We start from the raw sequence: 17,092 nt of genomic DNA on the forward strand, positions 1-17,092 counted from the left end.
GGCCGCACTCTGGTACTCCGGAGTCGATGACCTTCCCCGATGCCGACGACGCCGCCCGCGTGCGCTCCTTCCTCCGCGACAACCGCTCGCGGATGCTCGACGACGTCCGGCACCTCGTGATGATCGAGAGCCCCAGCGACTCCCTCGAGGCGCTCGGCGAGCTGCACGCCTTCCTGGTGCACTGGGTGGGAGAGCGGCTCGGGCACGACGCCGACGTGCAGCACCGGCGTGCGCAGGACGCGCCGACCGCGACCAGCTGGACCGTCCCGGCGAGCGGTGGCGCGAGACCGCACCGGGGCACGCGTCCGTTCGTGGCGCTGCTCGGCCACTACGACACGGTGTGGCCCCTGGGCACGACCCGCTCCTGGCCCTTCGCCGTCGACGGCGACCGCCTGAGCGGCCCGGGCAGCTACGACATGAAGGCCGGGCTGGTGCAGATGGTGTGGCTGGTGGCCGCGCTCCGCCACGCCGGCGTCCCGCATCCGGCCGTCCGCCTGGTGATGAGCGGGGACGAGGAGATCGGCAGCGCCGCCTCCCGCCCGTTCCTGGAGCGGCAGTGCGCGGGCGCCGACGCGGTCCTGGTGTTCGAGGGCGCGATCGGCGACGCGGTCAAGACGGCGCGCAAGGGCATCGGGCGCTTCGTGATCGACGTGGTCGGCGTCGAGGCGCACGCCGGGGTCGAACCGGAGAAGGGGGCGAGCGCGATCCACGAGCTCGGCTCGCTGATCCCGCGGGTGCTGGCGATCGCGCGGGAGGAGGAGGGCACCTCGGTCAACATCGGAGTGGTCTCCGGCGGCTCGCGGGTCAACGTGACGACGGCCCGCGTGCGCCTGGAGCTGGAGGCGCGGATCCGCGGATCCGCCGAGGCCGCCCGCGTCGAGGCCGAGCTCGACGCGCTCGCCGCCGCCGACCCGCGCATCCGGCTGGAGGTGCGCGGCTCCTGGGAGCGGCCCGTCTTCGAGCGGACCGCCTCCGTCGCCGCGCTCTACCGCAGGGCCGAGCGGGTCGCGAAGCGGATCGACGTCCCCCTCCGCGAGATCGCGGTCGGCGGGGCGAGCGACGGCAACCTCGTCGCCGCGCTGGGCCTGCCGGTCCTCGACGGGCTCGGCGCCCCGGGCGAGGGTGCGCACGCGCGCAGCGAGGCGATCGGCATCGAGGGCATGCTGGAGCGGACGGCGCTCGCCGCGCTGCTGGTCGCCAGCTTCGGCGACGAGCACTGACCGGCTGCAGAGGAAGGACGAGCGGATGACCCTGTACGAATCGCGCCCCGTGGGCGTCGTGATCGAGGCTCCGGCCGCGGAGGTGTACGCCTTCGTCTCCGACCCGGCGAACCTCCCGCGGTGGGCCGCGGGCCTCGCCTCCTCCGCGCTCGAGCAGGTCGACGGACGCTGGTTCGCCGACTCGCCGATGGGCCGGGTCGAGGTGCGCTTCGCCCCGCAGAACCCGTTCGGCGTCGCGGACCACGAGGTCACGCTCCCCGACGGGACGGTGGTGGACAATCCGCTCCGGGTGCTCGTGAACGGGAACGGCGCCGAGGTGGCCTTCACCGTGCGGCGGCGCCCCGGGATGAGCCTCGACGACTGGGACGAGGACTGCGCGCGGGTCGCGGACGACCTCGAATCGCTCCGGCTGCTGTTCGAGCGCGGGGCGCTGTAGGTTCGTCACAGCTCCGGCGCAGGGCCGGCACCCGTGAGAACGAGGACGCGATGACCTCCCCCGATCGTCCGAGCACCCGCCCCGCGAGCGGCATCGAGCTCAACGGCCTCGACACGATCCAGGAGTCGGAGCGGCACGGCCGCCCCCGCGACCTGTTCTGGCCGTGGTTCGCCGCGAACGTGTCCGTGCTCGGGCTGAGCTACGGCTCCTTCCTCCTCGGCTTCGGCCTCTCCTTCGGGCAGGCGACGCTCGTCAGCGTGATCGGGATCGTCGTCTCGTTCCTCTTCTGCGGTCTGGTCGCCGTCGCCGGCAAGCGCGGCTCCGCCCCCACGATGGTGCTCAGCCGGGCGGCCTTCGGGGTCGACGGCAACCGCCTGATCTCGGTGATCTCCTGGCTGCTCACGGTGGGTTGGGAGACGGTGCTGGCCTCCCTCGCGGTGCTCGCGACGGCGACGGTGTTCGAGGAGTTCGGCTGGGACGGGGGCGTGCTCACCAAGGTGGTCGCGCTGATCGTGGTCGCCGCGCTCATCGTGATCGCCGGGATCGCGGGCTTCCGCCTGATCATGCGGCTCCAGCTCGCGATCACCGTCGCGACCGCCGTGCTGACCGTGGTCTACGTCGTGCTCGTCCTCGACCGGATCGACCTCGCCGCCGTCGGCGCCCTGCCCGCGGGCTCGGCCGCCGCGGTCATCGGCGGGCTCGTGTTCATGATGACCGGCTTCGGGCTGGGCTGGGTGAACGCCGCGGCCGACTACTCCCGCTACCTCCCCCGCGGTGCCCGCACGAGCGGAGTGATCGCGTGGACGACGATCGGCGGAGCGGTCGCGCCCGTCGTGCTGGTGGTCGTCGGCCTGCTGCTGGCCGGCTCCTCGCAGGAGCTCTCGGACGCGATCGCCGCGGACCCGATCGGAGCGCTCGCCGGGATCCTGCCGACCTGGTTCCTGCTCCCCTTCATCGTCGTCGCGCTGCTCGGCCTGATAGGCGGGGCCGTGATGGACATCTACTCCTCGGGCCTGGCGCTGCTCAGCACGGGGCTCAAGGTCTCGCGGCCGGTGGCCGCCGGGATCGACGGCGTGCTGATGGTCCTCGGAGCGGTCTACGTCGTGTTCGTCGCGGGCGACTTCCTCGGCCCGTTCCAGGGCTTCCTGATCACCCTCGGCGTGCCGATCGCGGCCTGGCTCGGCGTCTTCCTCGCGGACCTCCTCCTCCGTCGGCGCGACTACGACCAGGAGGCTCTGTACGACTCCCGCGGCCGCTACGGCAGCGTCTCGGCGGTCCCCGTGGCCCTCGTGCTGATCGGCGCGGTCGTCGGCTGGGGCCTGGTGGTCAACTACTCCCCCGGGTTCGAGTGGGAGGGCTACCTCCTCGGCCCGCTCGGCGGCCGCGACGGCGACTGGGCCGGCGCCAATCTCGGCGTCCTCGTGGCGCTCGTGATCGGCTTCGCGGGAACGCTCGCCCTCTCGCGCGGGGCCGTCCGCCGCCAGGAGGCCTCGGCGTGAGCCTGCTCGTCGCGATCGACCTGCAGCACGTCTTCGCCGACGCCGAGTCGCCGTGGGGATCCGGCGGATTCGAGCGCGCGGCCGAGGGGACCCGCCGGCTCCTCCCGGCGTTCGGCGAGCGGGTCGTGACCACCCGATTCGTCGCCCCGGAGCGGCCCGCCGGCGCGTGGATCCCCTACTACCGCGAGTGGCCGTTCGCGCTCGTCCCCGAGAGCGACCGGCTCTACGAGCTCGTGGCCGGGTTCGAGGGCCACCGCACGATCACCGCCACGACCTTCGGCAAGTGGGGGCCCGAGCTCGAGGCCGAGCTCGACGACTCCCGCGAGGTCGTGCTCACCGGCGTCTCGACCGACTGCTGCGTGCTCTCGACGGCGCTGGCGGCCGCGGACGCCGGAGTGCGGGTCAGGGTCGCCGCGGACGCCTGCGCGGGCGCCTCCGAGGCCGACCACCAGCGCGCGCTCGACGCCATGTCCCTGTACGCGCCGCTGATCGAGATCACGAGCGTGGACGCGGTGCTGGCGGACCTGCGCGACCGGGGCTGAGACCGCGGTCGGGACGCGAGCCGCTCGCGCCGGTCGGCCCCGCGCGTCGCGGGGCGACCCCGTCACCCGGCATGATGTCGGCATGTCCTCCACCGACGAGCGCGTCAGCCCGGCTTCCCGCACCCTGGTCATCGGCGAGGCGCTGATCGACATCGTCGAGCGCGACGGCAGCGCCACGGAGCACGTCGGCGGCTCCCCGGCCAACGTCGCCCTCACGCTCGCCCGACTCGGGCGGCCCGCGACCCTCGTCACCGACATCGCCGACGACGAGCGCGGCCGCCGCATCAGCGCCCACCTCGAGGCCTCCGGCGTGGAGGTCCGGCACGGCGACTCGGAGCGCACCAGCACCGCTCGGGCGGTCCTCGCCGCGGACGGGTCGGCCCGCTACGTCTTCGACCTCTCCTGGAACCCGCCGGCGGCGGACCCGGAGGGCGCCTCCCACGTCCACACCGGCTCCATCGCGATCTTCCTCGAGCCGGGCGGATCCGCCGTGCTCGGGCTCCTCGAGGCTCTGCCCGCCGGAGTGACGGCGAGCGTCGACGCGAACATCCGCCCGGCTCTGGTCGGCGCGCACGCCGAGGCGCTCGCGCGCTTCGAGCGGATCGCCGCCGCGTGCGAGGTCGTGAAGCTCAGCGACGAGGACGCGGAGTGGCTCTACCCGACGATGCAGCTCGACGAGGTCCTCAGCCGGCTGCTCTCCCTCGGGTCGCAGCTCGCGGTCGTCACCCGCGGCGCGGAGGGACTGCTGCTGGCCTCGGCCGTCACGCGGGTGACCGTGCCCGCCGCCCGGATCGTGGTGGCGGACACGATCGGCGCCGGCGACTCCGCGATGGGCGCGATCCTCGACGAGGCGTTCCGCCAGGGCCTCGGCGCCGCGAACGGGATGCTGCTCGACGGCCCCGCCCTGCACGCGATCGGCCGCCACGCCGCGCACGTCGCCGGCATCACGACCTCCCGCTCCGGCGCGAACCCGCCCACCCGCGACGAGCTCTGAGGACCGGGGGCGGACCTTCTGCAGGACGCCCCTGGTGCTCGCGTCGGGACGCGGAGATACTGGGCGCACCTCGACGGAAAGGCGTGCCGTGCCCACTTCACTGAGCCCCTACATCGGCTTCGACGGCTCCGCGCAGGAGGCGATGGAGTTCTACCGGGACGTCCTCGGCGGCGAGCTCAGCTCCAGCCGTTTCGGCGACTTCGGGATGAGCGCGGATCCGGCCGACCAGGACCGGATCATGCACGCCCAGCTCGTCACGCCGAGCGGGATGATCCTGATGGGCTCCGACTCCCCCTCCTCGAGCCCGGCCGATAGCGGCGCCCGCATCACGATCGCGCTCTTCGGCGACGACGACGCCGAGCTGAGCGGCTACTGGGACGGCCTGGCCGAGGGCGGCACGGTCGTCGAGCCGCTGGTCGCCTCGCCCTGGGGCGACCGCTTCGGGATGCTGGTCGACCGCTACGGCGTCGGCTGGATGGTGAACATCGCCGCTCCGCCGGCCTGACGCTCCTCCCCAGCGCGGGATCGGGGCACGCCTCCCCCGGGTGCGTCCACCCGTCCCGCCGGGCGCCGCGGCAGGCGCAGAATGGAGGGGCCGCTCCCGCTCCGGGAGCCGTCCCACCTCTCACGAAGGCTGCAGATGACGATCACGCTCGGGTACAAGGCATCGGCGGAGCAGTTCGGCGCCCGGGAGCTCGTCGAGCTCGCGGTCGGCGCCGAGCGGCACGGCTTCGAGACCGCGGTCGTCTCGGACCACTTCCAGCCGTGGCGGCACACGGGCGGGCACGCGCCGTTCTCCCTCGCCTGGCTCGCCGCGGCCGGTGAGCGCACCTCCACCATCACCCTCGGCACCTCCGTCATGACCCCGCACTACCGCTACAACCCCGCCGTCATCGCCCAGGCGTTCGGCACGCTCGGCGTGCTCTACCCCGAGCGGATCATGCTCGGCGTCGGCACCGGCGAGGCGCTGAACGAGGTCGCCACCGGCTACCAGGGCGCGGGCGAGCAGACCTGGCCCGACTTCAAGGAGCGCTTCGCCCGCCTGCGCGAGGCCGTGCGGCTCATGCGCGCGCTCTGGGCGGGCGACCGCGTCACCTTCGACGGCGAGTACTACTCCACGCACGAGGCGTCGATCTACGACAAGCCCGAGAGCGGCGTGCCGGTCTACATCGCGGCGGGCGGCCCCGTCGTCGCCAAGTACGCCGGCCGGGCGGGCGACGGCTTCATCTGCACGTCGGGCAAGGGCATGGAGCTCTACACCGAGAAGCTGCTCCCCGCCGTCGAGGAGGGCGCCGCGGCGGCCGATCGCGACTCCTCGACCATCGACCGCATGATCGAGATCAAGCTCTCCTACGATCCCGATCCGGCGCTCGCGCTCGAGAACACGCGCTTCTGGGCGCCGCTCTCGCTGTCGCCGGAGCAGAAGCACTCGCTGACCGATCCGGTCGACATGGAGCGCGCCGCCGACGAGCTGCCGATCGAGCAGGTCGCGAAGCGCTGGATCGTCGGCTCCGACCCCGAGGAGACGGTCGCGCAGATCAAGCCCTACGTCGACGCGGGCTTCACCCACCTGGTCTTCCACGCCCCGGGCGACGACCAGCAGCGCTTCTTCGACGCCTTCGAGCGCGACCTCGCGCCGCGGCTGCGCGCGCTCTGACCTCCCGCCTCCGCCACGACCCCCTTCGGAAGGGCCGCTCCCGCATGACCACGGCCACCCTGCTCGCCCGGCTCGACCGCGGCGAGGCGCTGACGCGCGAGACCGCCGAGGAGCTCCTCGGCGCGCGCGGCGACGACCTCGACCTGCTGCTGGAGGCCGCCGGCCGCCTGCGCGACGACGGACTCGCCCGCCGCGGACGGCCCGGCGTCGTCACCTACTCGCGGAAGGTCTTCGTCCCGCTGACCAAGCTCTGCCGCGACCGGTGCCACTACTGCGTCTTCGTGGAGACACCGCGCGGGCTCGCGGCCAAGCGCGAGTCGACCTTCATGGAGCCGGAGGAGATCCTCGAGGTCGCCCGCGCCGGTGCCGCGCTCGGCTGCAAGGAGGCCCTGTTCACGCTCGGCGACCGCCCGGAGGACCGGTGGCCGATCGCCCGCGCCTGGCTCGCCGAGCACGGCTACGCCTCGACGCTCGAGTACGTGCGCGCGATGGCCGTCCTGGTGATGAGCGAGACGGGCATGGTCACGCACCTGAACCCCGGCGTGATGTCGTGGGCCGAGCTGCAGCGGCTCCGCCCGGTCGCGCCCTCGATGGGCATGATGCTCGAGACGACCGCCGAGCGCCTCTGGTCCGAGAAGGGCGGTGTGCACTACGGCTCCCCGGACAAGGACCCGGCGCTGCGCCTGCGCGTGCTCGAGGACGCGGGCCGCAGCCGCATCCCCTTCACCACCGGCGTGCTGCTGGGCATCGGCGAGAACGCGGCGGAGCGGGCGGACGCCCTCTTCGCGATCGGCGAGTCCCACGAGCGGTGGGGCCACGTGCAGGAGTGCATAGTCCAGAACTTCCGCGCGAAGCCGCGGACGGCCATGCAGAACGAGGTCGACCTCGAGCTGCAGGAGTACGTGGCCAACGTCGCGGTCGCGCGCCTCGTGCTGGGCGCCGACGCGACGATCCAGGCGCCGCCGAACCTCACCGACGAGCAGGAGCTCGGGCTGCTGCTGCGCGCCGGGGTCGACGACTGGGGCGGTGTCAGCCCGCTCACGGCGGATCACGTGAATCCGGAGCGCCCCTGGCCGAACATCGACGACCTCGCGCGGCTCACCGCGGCGGCCGGCTACCAGCTGCACGAGCGGCTGACCGCCCACCCGCAGTACCTCCGCGACTCGGCCACCTGGATCGATCCGCGCGTCGCTCCCTACGTCGAGGCACTCGCCGACCGCGGGACCTGGCTCGCCGACGAGGCGGCGGCGGTCCTCCCCCGGCCCTACCGCGACTCGCTCGACGCCCTGCCCCGGCCGGTGGCACCTGCCCTCGGCGCCGTGCTCGCCCGGGCGGAGACAGACCCCGCCGGTCTCGAGGACGCCGACTACCTCGCCCTGCTCGCAGCCGACGGCGACGACCTCGACGCCCTCTCCGCTCTGGCGGACGACCTGCGGCACGACGCCGCCGGCGACGAGGTCTCGGTCGTCGTCAACCGCAACATCGACACCTCCCTCTGGGGAGTCGGCGGGCTGACCGTCGAGCGGCTGGAGGAGCTCGCCGACGAGGCGGTCGCGCTCGGCGCCACCGAGCTCTGCCTCCAGGGCGCGATCGGACCGGAGCACCCGGGCGACGATCTGCTGCTGATCGTCCGCACGCTGAAGCAGCGGCAGCCCTCGCTGCACCTGCACGCCTACCGGCCCGGCGAGATCCTCGAGGTCGCCCGGCGCACGGGCCGAACCCTGCCCGCGATGCTCGACGCTCTGCGCGAGGCCGGCGTGGACTCCGTCCCGGGGACCGCCGCCCGCATCCTCGACGACGACGTCCGCGCCGTCCTGAGCGAGGGGACGGACCCGACCGTGGCCGAGTGGCGGGAGGCGATCACGGCCGCGCACCGCAGCGGCCTCCGCTCCACCTCGACCATGGTCTACGGACACGTCGAGACCCCCGAGCAGCAGCTCGCGCACCTGCGCACGCTCGCGGCGATCCAGGACGAGACGGGCGGCTTCACCGAGTTCATCGCGATGCCCTTCGTCCCGGCGGAGGCGCCTCCGGCCGTGGTGCGCGCGAGCCGGGGCGGGCCGACCCTCCGCGAGACCCGCGCCGTGCACGCCGTCGCACGGCTCGTCCTCCACGGCCGGATCGCCCACGTGCAGACCGCCTGGACCAAGCTCGGACTGCACGCGGCGCAGGTCCTCCTCCGCGGCGGGGCGGACGACCTCGGCGGTCTGCTGCTCGACGGCGCCCTGCGGCCCGAGGCCGGAGCGGAGGCCTACCGCTCGCTCGACATCGCGACCGTCGCCCGGCTGAGCGGCGAGATCGGCCGCGGCTGGCGCCAGCGCACCACGACGTACGGCGTGGTCGCGCCGGAGAGGGCGCTGCGGGCGGAGTCCGTCGCAGCGGCGGGTCCGCAGCGGATGCGCCTCCCGGTCCGCGGGACCCGCCGGGCGTCATGACCCGCTCCGAGTACCTGCGGCGCCAGGCCGAGCTGGTACGGGAGGAGCGGATCGAGTCGGACAGCGCCACCGTGCGGCTGCTGACCGCGGGCGCCGAGAGCCCGCGCGCGGTCCTGCTGCTGACCGGCGTCGGCCGGGGCGCGCGGAGCGACACCGGACTGCTGCTGCCGATGCTGGCGCGGCGCCACCGCGTCGCCGCGCTCGAGCTCGCCGATCTCGGCGACCCCTGGCTCGACGGACCCGCCGCGGTCCGCGCCTCCCTGGACGCGCTCGGCGCCGAGGAGGCCGTCCTGATCGGCCACTCGCTCGGAGCCGCCGTGGCCCTCGCCGCGGGCGATCGGCGGGTGCGCGCCCTCGCCCTCGTGGCCGGATGGCTGCGCCCGACGGAGCGCCTCCTCCGCACGGCGCGCCTCTGGCCGATGCTGCCGCCCGACGCGCAGGAGGAGGCCGCTCGGCTCCTCGCCGTCCGCTCGGCCACCGCCTCCTCCCCGTGGGGCGCCGACGTCGCGCGGATGCTCGCCGCCTCCGCCCGGGCCGACGTCGCTGCGGCCGCTATGGACTGCCGGGTTCCCGCCCTCGTTGTCGGGTGCTCCGCCGATGCCGTCGCAGGAGTCGAGGGCGCCGAGGCCCTGCTCGGCGCGATCGACGACGCCCGCTACGCCGTCCTCGACTCCGGTCACGCGGTGCTCGCCGAGCGGCCCGCCGAGCTCCTCGCCGTCCTCGAGCACTTCCTCGCCGATCCGCACCGCGACCCGGCGGGCAGCGTCCTGGCGAGGACGACGGTCTGATGGACGTCGACGTCGTCGTGATCGGCGCCGGGTTCGCCGGCCTCGGAGCCGCGGTCCGCCTGGAGCGCCGCGGTGGGACCTCGTTCGTCGTGCTGGAGCGCGCCGAGCGGATCGGCGGGACCTGGCGGGACAACGTCTACCCCGGGGTCTCCTGCGACATCCCCTCGCACCTCTACTCCTACTCCTTCGCCCCGGAGGCCGACTGGTCGGCGTTCTACGCCCCCGGGGCCGAGATCCAGGCCTACCTCGAGCGCGTCGTCGAGAAGGAGGGCCTGGCGCCGCGGCTCCGGCTGGGGACCGAGGTGCTCGAGGCGGTCTTCGACGAGGAGGCGCACCGCTGGCGGGTGCGCACCTCCCGGGGCGACTACTCCGCCGCGGTCCTCCTCGTCTGCGCGGGGCGCCTCTCCGAGCCACGCCTCCCGGCCGTACCGGGCCTGGATTCGTTCGCGGGTCCTGCCTTCCACTCCGCCCGCTGGCGGGACGACGTCGATCTCGACGGGAAGCGCATCGGCATCGTCGGCTCGGGCGCCTCCGCCGTGCAGATCGTGCCGCACCTCGCCGAGCGCGCCGCCGAGGTGGTGCTCTTCCAGCGCTCGGCCCCGTACGTCGTCCCCCGCCGGAACCGCCCGTACCCGCCGGAGGAGCGCCGAGCCCTCTCCCGCGCGCCCGGGGCCCTGGCGAGGCTCCGCGAGGAGCTGTTCTGGCGCGCCGAGCTCGGCTTCGCCGGCCGCGTCGCCGTGCCCGAGGCCATCGATCGGCTGCGGGCGGAGGCGCTCGGCCACCTCGAGGCGCAGATCATCGATCCCGCGCTCCGCGCCGTGCTGACTCCGGACTACGAGATCGGCTGCAAGCGCGTGCTCCTCTCGGACGACTACTACCCCGCTCTCGCGCAGCCGCACGTCCGCGTCGTCCCCGGTCCGCTCCGGCGCCTCGAGGAGGGCGCCGCGCTCGGCGACGACGGTGTCCCGCACAGGGTCGACGTGCTCGTCTTCGCGACCGGCTTCCACTCCACGCGGCCGCCCTTCGCCCGGCGCATCCGCGGCCGCGGCGGCGTCCTCCTCGCCGACCGCTGGGCCGACGGCATGGTCGCGTACGAGTCGACCGCGGTCCACGGCTTCCCGAGCCTCTTCGTCGTCAACGGCCCCAACGCGAGCCTCGGCCACAACTCCGCGGTGCACATGATCGAGACGCAGATCGCCTACGTGCTCGCCGCGCTCGACCACCTCGCGGTCTCCGGCGCCGACCGGCTCGAGGTCACCGCCGAGGCCGAGGCCGCCTCCGTCGCCCGCCTCGACGCCCTCAGCGCCGACACCGTCTGGACCAACGGCGGCTGCGAGAGCTGGTACCTGGACGACAACCGGCGACTCACGCTGCTCTGGCCCGACTTCGCCTTCGCCTTCCGCGAGGAGCTCGGCCGGTTCGACCCCTCGGCCTACACGACCTGACCGCGGCTCGCTATCGTGACCGCATGACCGACCGTGTGCTCGCTCCCGAACCGCCCGCCGACGGCGCGAAGCCGAAGGGACCGGCCTCGTACTTCCCGAGCATCGAGAAGACCTACGGCCGTCCCGTCCAGGACTGGCTCGATCTCGCCGACGAGCGGCTGCGCTCCGAGCCGCACATGCAGGTCGTCACCTGGCTGAAGACCGAGCACGGCCTGGGCCACGGCCACGCCAACGCGATCGTCGCCTACGTCCGGGCCGCCCGCGCCTGACCGGTCCGCCCGTCGTCCGCACAGGCTAGGCCCGCCGGCCTCCCCAGACCACCCGTCGTCGACGCCCGCGCCGTCCGGGGATAATCGGGGCATGCGCGAAGACGACGATGTCGATCTGGTGATCGACGCGTGGGCCGGGGCCCTGCCCGACCTCGATTTCGCGCCTCTGGACGTCGTCTCCCGCCTCCGCCGGCTCAGCCCGCGCGTGCAGGAGGTGCGGCGGCAGTCCTTCGCCGTCAGCGATCTCGCCCCGTGGGAGTTCGAGCTCCTCTCGCTGCTGCGGCAGCGCGGGGAGGGCGGGATGACGCCCTCGGCCCTGGCCACGCACCTCGCGCTGTCCAGCGGCAACCTCGCCAGCCGCGTCGACCGCCTCGGGGCCCGCGGGCTCGTGGTCCGCGAGCAGAACGCCGCCGACTCGCGCAGCAAGATCGTCTCGCTCACCCCGCGGGGCACGAAGCGGGTCGACGAGGCGATGCGGAATCTCGTCGCCGCCGAGGGCGAGGTGCTCGCCGACCTGGACGCCGCGCAGGTGTCGGTCCTCATCGAGTGCCTGCGGCGGATCAGCGACACCCTCGACCGACTGCAATGAGGCGCTACGCCCGACGAGCCTGAGAGGTCAAGCCCGTTCGGAGAGACGGGCACCGGACGTAGCGTGAAGCGTGCACGGTCGAGGCGTCAGCCACCCGTGCGGATGATCGCGAAAGCGGAGAGCACCATGACACAGATTTCTTCTATCCAACCCGCGCGATGGAGCCGGAACGGAGTCAGGATCGTCGTCGTTCCCGGGGCGGAGCTGCCCCGGTTCCGACTCGAGATCGACGCCCGACTGACCACCGCGCCCTCCCTCGTCCCCACCGGACCCTTCTCGACCGTCGAGGAGGCCGAGCGGGCCGCCGAGGTCGCCGCCGGCCTGCTGGGGGCCAAGATCCCGGCCTGAGCGCACACCCGTCGAGACGGCCGGATCAGCCCGCGAGCTCCGCGAGCGATCCGGTCGGGACCGCGATCCACCCCTCGGCCTCCGCCGCCTCCTGGAGTTCGGGAGGCACGGGCATGGTCGCGCCCAGGGCGTGGGCGCGGGCGTTGAGAGCGGCGACGACGGCGTCGAACGCGTCGTCGGAGCGGCTCATCAGCGCGAGCGCGGGCGCCGGCACATCGAGCCAGGGTGCGGCCCGTCGCAGCGACTCCGCGGCGAGCGCCACGGCCTCCGGTCGCGTCTTGTACCCCGTGGTGTCCACTCCCCAGAGCCGCAGCGCCGCCGCCGGGTACGCCTCGACGAGCCGTCCGCGCCCGGAGCGGTCGACGTCCTCCCCGCTCGCGGCGAAGGCGTCGAGCAGCTCCGCGCAGCGCATCGCGGTCATCCCGAGCCGGTCGGTCGAGACGCTGAGCGGCCAGCGGCCGGTGACCTCGCGCGCCACCCGGTCCGTCTCGCGGTACGCGAGGCGGCGGCGCCAGTCGCGTCCCGCGAGCGTCCGCGGCGAGACCTCCCGTCGCGTGTGCGCGGAGACGAACGCCGCGAACTCCACCGGCCAGCCGAACGCGCAGTCGATCCCGATGACCGCCGCGTCCCGTGACGCCTCGACGATCGTCGCGTCCTCGGCGCCGAGTACGAGCGAGCGGACGACGGCCCGGCCGCCGGAGAACTCGAGGGCGGCGAGAGCGGTGCGCACCGGCTCCGCAGCGAGGTCGACACCGATCGTGAGCACGGGGACAGGGTAGGCGCTCCGGCGCTACGCTCGAGCGATGACGCCGCCCGCTCCCTCCTCCCGGGCGGAGTCGGCCCGCGTGCCGGTCGCGCTCCTCCGCCTCCTCGTGGCCGCCGCCGTTCTGGTGGCCGTGATCGCGACGGCCGTCGACACCGCCTCTCGGACGCCGCTGAACCCGTTCAACTTCTTCGGCTTCTTCACCATCCAGAGCAACATCGTGCTGGCCGTCGTGCTCGGAGCCACCGCCGTGCTCGCGCTCCGCCGCCGTCCCGCGCCCGGCGGGCTCCTACTGGTGCGGGGTGCCTTCACCGGGTACATCATCGTCGTCGGCCTCGTGTACAACACCCTCCTCACCGATGTGGCGGGCGGAGTGGCGCTGCAGTGGGCCAACACCGTCATGCACGTGCTGTTCCCCGTCTACGGACTGCTCGACTGGCTGCTGCTCGCGGATCGCCCTCCGCTGCCGTGGCGCAGGCTCTGGCTGGTCGTGGTCTACCCGATCGTCTGGCTCGTCGTGGTGCTGATCCGCGGAGCGACGGACGGCTGGGTGCCCTATCCGTTCCTGGATCCCGCGACCGGGTACGGGCAGGTGTCGGTGTTCGTCGTCGGGATCGCGGTCGCGTTCCTCGCGTCGGGGGCGCTGGTCTGGGCGATGAGCCGGCTGCGGATCGTGCCGGTGGCGGGCGGCTGAGAGGACGCTCGCCGTCCAGACGGTTCCGCCGCCGGACGACCGGATCCGCTGCCGTCGCGCACATCCGGCCCGTTCTGGGGTCACCCGTTCGGGGTCATCCGGGGCGCCGCTCCCCTAGCGTCAGCACCGACGGCTCCCCCACCGTCCTCCCCCTCGAGAACGGTCCCCCATGAGCCTCTCCCTCTCCCGCCCGCCGACCCCGAGCCGCCGCGTCCGCGCCCTCGCCGTCGGAGCCGCGCTCGCCCTCGCCGCCGCGCTGCTCCCGGCGCAGGCCGCCGCCGCCGCCACTCCCGCCACCCTCTCGGTGCTGAGCCTCGGCGACTCCATCACCCAGGCCTACGGGACCTGCGGCTCCTTCGCGGACTGCCCCCGCAACAACTGGTCCACCGGCACCAGCTCCTCCGTGAACTCCTTCGCCTCCCGCTTGCGGACCGCGCTCCCCGGCACCACCGTCACGACCGCGAACTTCGCCACCACCGGCGACGTCGTCGCGCAGGTCCCCTCGCGGATCGACGCCGCGGTCGCCGCCGGCGTGCGGCCGGACGTCGTCACCCTGCTCATCGGCGGCAACGACCTCTGCTCGCCCGACAACCGCGTCGCCTCCGACGGCTACACGATGACCCCGGCGAGCACGTTCCGCACCGGAGCCTCCGCCGCGATCACGAAGATCCGCACCACGTGGCCCTCCGCCCGCATCGTCCTCTCGTCGATGCCGAACGTGGCCTCCGAGTGGTCGGTCGTGAAGACCGGAGTCGGCGCGCTCGTCTGGGCGGGCGGCGACCTCTGCCGGACCACGCGCGGCGTCAGCTCCACCGGCCGCAGGCTCAGCAGCACCGCCGCGGCCGCCTCCGCCGCTGCCGCGAAGACGCGGACGACGCAGTACAACACCGCGCTGCAGACGGCGTGCAGCGCCGCCGGTCAGCTCTGCGACTGGGACGGAGGAGCGCTCACCGCGACCCCCGTCACCAAGGGCCTGATCGGGACCACCGACTACTTCCACCCGAGCGTCGCGGGTCAGGCGAAGATCGCCTCGATCCAGTGGGCGGCGTCGAACTTCTCGAAGTAGCGGCCTCCGGAGCGGCCGCTCACGCGTCGAGCGGCCGCTCACCCTCGCGGCGGCGACGCTGCTCCTCGGCGAGCCGCGCGTAGTGCGCCTCCTCGCGCTCGAGGTCGGCGAGCTGCTCCTCGGTGCTCTTCGGAGCGGGCCGCACCACCATCGGCGGCGGCGCCTGCTTCCGGCGGCGGGGCACTCGGCCGCCCGGCACGAAGGATCCGCCGTCGCCGCGCTTCCAGTCGTGCCCGAGCAGGAACCACAGCGAGACGCCGATGAGCGGGAGGAAGAAGATCAGCAGGATCCACACGATCTTGGGCAGGTTCTTGATGATGTTGTCCGGCTGCCGTACGACGTCGACCAGCGCGAGCACGGTCAGGACGATGATCAGCAGCGAGAAGACGAACCCCATGCAGACGAGGGTACGACGCCGCCGCGCGAGCAGAGTGCTACTCGGAGAGTCGCATCACGACTCCGGCGTCGAACACTCCGCGGTCCGCTCCTTTCCTCTCGCGCACCGCTTCGACCTCGCTCCAGGCCACTCCGAGCTCCGACGCGAGCGCATGCAGGACTTCCGCGACGTCCGCCAGCTCTTCGACGGACGGGGCAGCCAGGACCTCGTCGCATTCCTCCTTCAGCTTCGCCAGGAGCCAGGCCCGCCGCTCGCCGGCATCGACGGATCTGAAGCGCGCGTCGACACCGAGACCCCGGAGCAGTGCCGGTACACCGTCTCGGACGAGCTTCTCCCTCGTCATGTCAGCAGCCGGACGAGCTCTGATGCTGACGCGACGGACCCGCCCGCGTCGACGTCGGGGGCCCGGAGAGCGTCGACTGCACCACGGACATCGCTCCACGGAGGACGGTCTCCGGTCACATCGACGGCCGGGCCCCATCGAGTACCCTCCGCTGAAAGTGGACCGAGCACCTTCCCCCACCCCGACAACTCCACCCGATACCCGTTCGAACGCCTCTCCGGATTGTGACCTGGAAGAATGACGGCTGGCACCCCTGATGCCACGCACGTCGTCGCGATTCCATGTCCTCCGTGATGCACGACGGCAGCCAGCTCCGGAAACACTTCTTCGAGATCCCAGAGAGCCGCGACGTGGACGGCGTCCGGGACATGTCGATACGAATCCGCTGACGCCTGGTCTCCGGTCGCCACATAGATTTCTCCTTCCCAGTTCTCGAAAGCGTGCAGGAACTCCGAGTCGATTCCTCCTACCGTCCGATAGAACAGCAACCCGGATCCATGCAGACCCGCTTTGACCGGTCCGAGAACGCCAGTGAAAACCACTTCTCTCATACCGACGCGGCTCTCCATTACGTCAAGACTCGGCGCACTCGGTATTGCGATCAGCCCGCGTTCGAACAGTTCTCGAACATCTCGATCGACCAGGGGAAGCCCTCGCCGCCCAAGAGCCTCGTTGACCGCCATGAGCGGTCCGGTCCAGATCTCGGACACTCCCTCGCCCTGATAGCGGTAGCCGACGAGCTGATTGTCTTGGCATAGCGTGACGATCGGGATGGAGAGCGAAGCGCAAGCTACGATCATCGACAATCGGTTATCATTGATCACCCGGTCCGGCCTGAACCGCTGGAGCACAGCGACGTCAGCAACGACTGCTTTATCGAACACGCCAGGATCTCCCCATTCTGCCCATGGGTCGATGTCTGCGACACCTTCGCGGTAATAGGCTGTCGTGAAGATTCCCGCCTTCGAGACCAATCGATCGTGCACCGCATTCTGCCGACCGAGTAGAACACAGTCCCAACCCGCGGAGTGAAAAGCCCGACCTATGGCTACCAGGCGCGTGACGTGGCCGTTCCCCCTTCCCCACGAGACATGCAGTACAACGGGGCGCTTCATGTCGCCCTCGCAAACCGAAAATTCTCAACGAGCGCGACGACAGTCGAATGCGATGCAGCGGCGACCAGGCCCACCTCTTCTCCCGCGAGAGCGAGTTCCCAGTCGGCGAGATCTGGAGTTGCGTTCGCTCGCGCGATCACCGTACGCAGGTGATGCGGAGGAAGAGAGCGCGTCAATGGCGCGACGACCTTTTCGTGCGCATTGCCGATGACAACGTAGCCATCGACATCGCTACCAAGGGCTAGGACGTCTCGCCATGATGAGATCTCGATCTCTTGCGCTATTCCTGCATAGCCCCGCAGGTCTAGGGCGCCGGGGATCATGTGGACGTGCATGTGATGACAGAGGCGCTCTCCAGGACGACTTCGAAGACAGTGACCGGTACGCCCGTGCTCGAACAGAACGTAGTCCCCGAACTCTGCACAGATGCGCTTACCGAGGTCGGCCTCCAATGCGTCGAGCCGCTCTGCCGCCTGCGCATCCATGTCTGCG

Annotated in this window: 20 protein-coding genes; 15 read left to right on the forward strand and 5 right to left on the reverse strand. The window is 72.5% G+C overall.

Going from position 1 to position 17,092, the window contains the following annotated elements:
• Nucleotides 1-26: 26 nt before the first annotated feature.
• From C5C29_RS01930 to C5C29_RS01990, 13 genes are all read left to right on the forward strand, one after another.
• A complete protein-coding gene (locus C5C29_RS01930; protein WP_104225069.1) occupies nt 27-1,220 on the forward strand; it encodes a M20/M25/M40 family metallo-hydrolase in 1,194 nt (397 codons plus the stop codon).
• Nucleotides 1,221-1,245: 25 nt separating this feature from the next.
• Nucleotides 1,246-1,656, forward strand: coding sequence for an SRPBCC family protein (locus C5C29_RS01935; RefSeq protein ID WP_104225068.1), 411 nt, complete (start codon nt 1,246-1,248; stop codon nt 1,654-1,656).
• A 50-nt stretch (nt 1,657-1,706) separates the two neighbouring features.
• Nucleotides 1,707-3,155 (forward strand): cytosine permease, encoded by a 1,449-nt coding sequence (locus C5C29_RS01940; RefSeq protein ID WP_104225067.1) that lies wholly within the window; start codon nt 1,707-1,709, stop codon nt 3,153-3,155.
• Nucleotides 3,152-3,697 (forward strand): cysteine hydrolase family protein, encoded by a 546-nt coding sequence (locus C5C29_RS01945; RefSeq protein WP_104225066.1) that lies wholly within the window; start codon nt 3,152-3,154, stop codon nt 3,695-3,697. Before C5C29_RS01940 ends, C5C29_RS01945 begins: the two co-directional genes overlap by 4 nt.
• Before the next feature lie 82 nt (nt 3,698-3,779).
• Complete coding sequence (locus C5C29_RS01950) at nt 3,780-4,691, forward strand: carbohydrate kinase (RefSeq protein WP_104225065.1); 912 nt, start codon at nt 3,780-3,782, stop codon at nt 4,689-4,691.
• An 88-nt stretch (nt 4,692-4,779) separates the two neighbouring features.
• Nucleotides 4,780-5,196: a VOC family protein gene (locus tag C5C29_RS01955; protein ID WP_104225064.1), complete on the forward strand. Its 417-nt coding sequence runs from the start codon at nt 4,780-4,782 to the stop codon at nt 5,194-5,196.
• A 135-nt stretch (nt 5,197-5,331) separates the two neighbouring features.
• Nucleotides 5,332-6,348, forward strand: coding sequence for a glucose-6-phosphate dehydrogenase (coenzyme-F420) (gene fgd / locus C5C29_RS01960; protein WP_181067747.1), 1,017 nt, complete (start codon nt 5,332-5,334; stop codon nt 6,346-6,348).
• Between the two features lie 44 nt (nt 6,349-6,392).
• A complete protein-coding gene (gene cofG, locus C5C29_RS01965) occupies nt 6,393-8,783 on the forward strand; it encodes a 7,8-didemethyl-8-hydroxy-5-deazariboflavin synthase CofG (RefSeq protein ID WP_104225063.1) in 2,391 nt (796 codons plus the stop codon).
• On the forward strand, nt 8,780-9,571 hold the full coding sequence (locus tag C5C29_RS01970) for an alpha/beta fold hydrolase (RefSeq protein WP_104225062.1): 792 nt from the start codon (nt 8,780-8,782) through the stop codon (nt 9,569-9,571). The genes cofG and C5C29_RS01970 overlap by 4 nt, the downstream gene beginning before the upstream one ends.
• A complete protein-coding gene (locus C5C29_RS01975) occupies nt 9,571-11,016 on the forward strand; it encodes an NAD(P)/FAD-dependent oxidoreductase (protein ID WP_104225061.1) in 1,446 nt (481 codons plus the stop codon). The genes C5C29_RS01970 and C5C29_RS01975 overlap by 1 nt, the downstream gene beginning before the upstream one ends.
• 23 nt (nt 11,017-11,039) lie before the next feature.
• Entirely contained in the window at nt 11,040-11,285 is a 246-nt protein-coding gene (locus C5C29_RS01980; RefSeq protein WP_104225060.1) for a DUF4287 domain-containing protein, read from the forward strand.
• Nucleotides 11,286-11,376: 91 nt separating this feature from the next.
• A complete protein-coding gene (locus C5C29_RS01985; protein ID WP_104225059.1) occupies nt 11,377-11,874 on the forward strand; it encodes a MarR family winged helix-turn-helix transcriptional regulator in 498 nt (165 codons plus the stop codon).
• Nucleotides 11,875-12,000: 126 nt separating this feature from the next.
• Complete coding sequence (locus C5C29_RS01990) at nt 12,001-12,222, forward strand: hypothetical protein (RefSeq protein WP_146076606.1); 222 nt, start codon at nt 12,001-12,003, stop codon at nt 12,220-12,222.
• A 25-nt stretch (nt 12,223-12,247) separates the two neighbouring features.
• Here the strand turns inward: C5C29_RS01990 and C5C29_RS01995 are convergent, their stop codons facing one another.
• Nucleotides 12,248-12,988, reverse strand: coding sequence for a DUF429 domain-containing protein (locus C5C29_RS01995; RefSeq protein WP_104225057.1), 741 nt, complete (start codon nt 12,986-12,988; stop codon nt 12,248-12,250).
• A gap of 37 nt (nt 12,989-13,025) precedes the next feature.
• Here C5C29_RS01995 and C5C29_RS02000 point away from each other — a divergent pair, with 37 nt between their 5' ends.
• Nucleotides 13,026-13,679, forward strand: coding sequence for a Pr6Pr family membrane protein (locus C5C29_RS02000; RefSeq protein ID WP_104225056.1), 654 nt, complete (start codon nt 13,026-13,028; stop codon nt 13,677-13,679).
• A gap of 169 nt (nt 13,680-13,848) precedes the next feature.
• Nucleotides 13,849-14,745: a GDSL-type esterase/lipase family protein gene (locus tag C5C29_RS02005; RefSeq protein ID WP_104246724.1), complete on the forward strand. Its 897-nt coding sequence runs from the start codon at nt 13,849-13,851 to the stop codon at nt 14,743-14,745.
• Between the two features lie 19 nt (nt 14,746-14,764).
• Here the strand turns inward: C5C29_RS02005 and C5C29_RS02010 are convergent, their stop codons facing one another.
• The 4 genes from C5C29_RS02010 to C5C29_RS16770 form a co-directional block, all read right to left on the reverse strand.
• Nucleotides 14,765-15,142 (reverse strand): PLD nuclease N-terminal domain-containing protein, encoded by a 378-nt coding sequence (locus tag C5C29_RS02010; protein WP_104224622.1) that lies wholly within the window; start codon nt 15,140-15,142, stop codon nt 14,765-14,767.
• Between the two features lie 37 nt (nt 15,143-15,179).
• The gene (locus tag C5C29_RS02015) at nt 15,180-15,485 is read right to left on the reverse strand and encodes a nucleoside triphosphate pyrophosphohydrolase (protein WP_104224621.1); all 306 of its coding nucleotides are present in this window, start codon (nt 15,483-15,485) and stop codon (nt 15,180-15,182) included.
• On the reverse strand, nt 15,482-16,471 hold the full coding sequence (locus tag C5C29_RS16765) for a glycosyltransferase (protein ID WP_146082279.1): 990 nt from the start codon (nt 16,469-16,471) through the stop codon (nt 15,482-15,484). The genes C5C29_RS02015 and C5C29_RS16765 overlap by 4 nt, the downstream gene beginning before the upstream one ends.
• Before the next feature lie 125 nt (nt 16,472-16,596).
• Complete coding sequence (locus C5C29_RS16770) at nt 16,597-17,085, reverse strand: hypothetical protein (RefSeq protein WP_146082278.1); 489 nt, start codon at nt 17,083-17,085, stop codon at nt 16,597-16,599.
• Nucleotides 17,086-17,092: the final 7 nt, after the last annotated feature.

Origin of the sequence: Rathayibacter sp. AY1H2 (assembly GCF_002931985.1) — a bacterium.
GTDB lineage: Bacteria > Actinomycetota > Actinomycetes > Actinomycetales > Microbacteriaceae > Rathayibacter.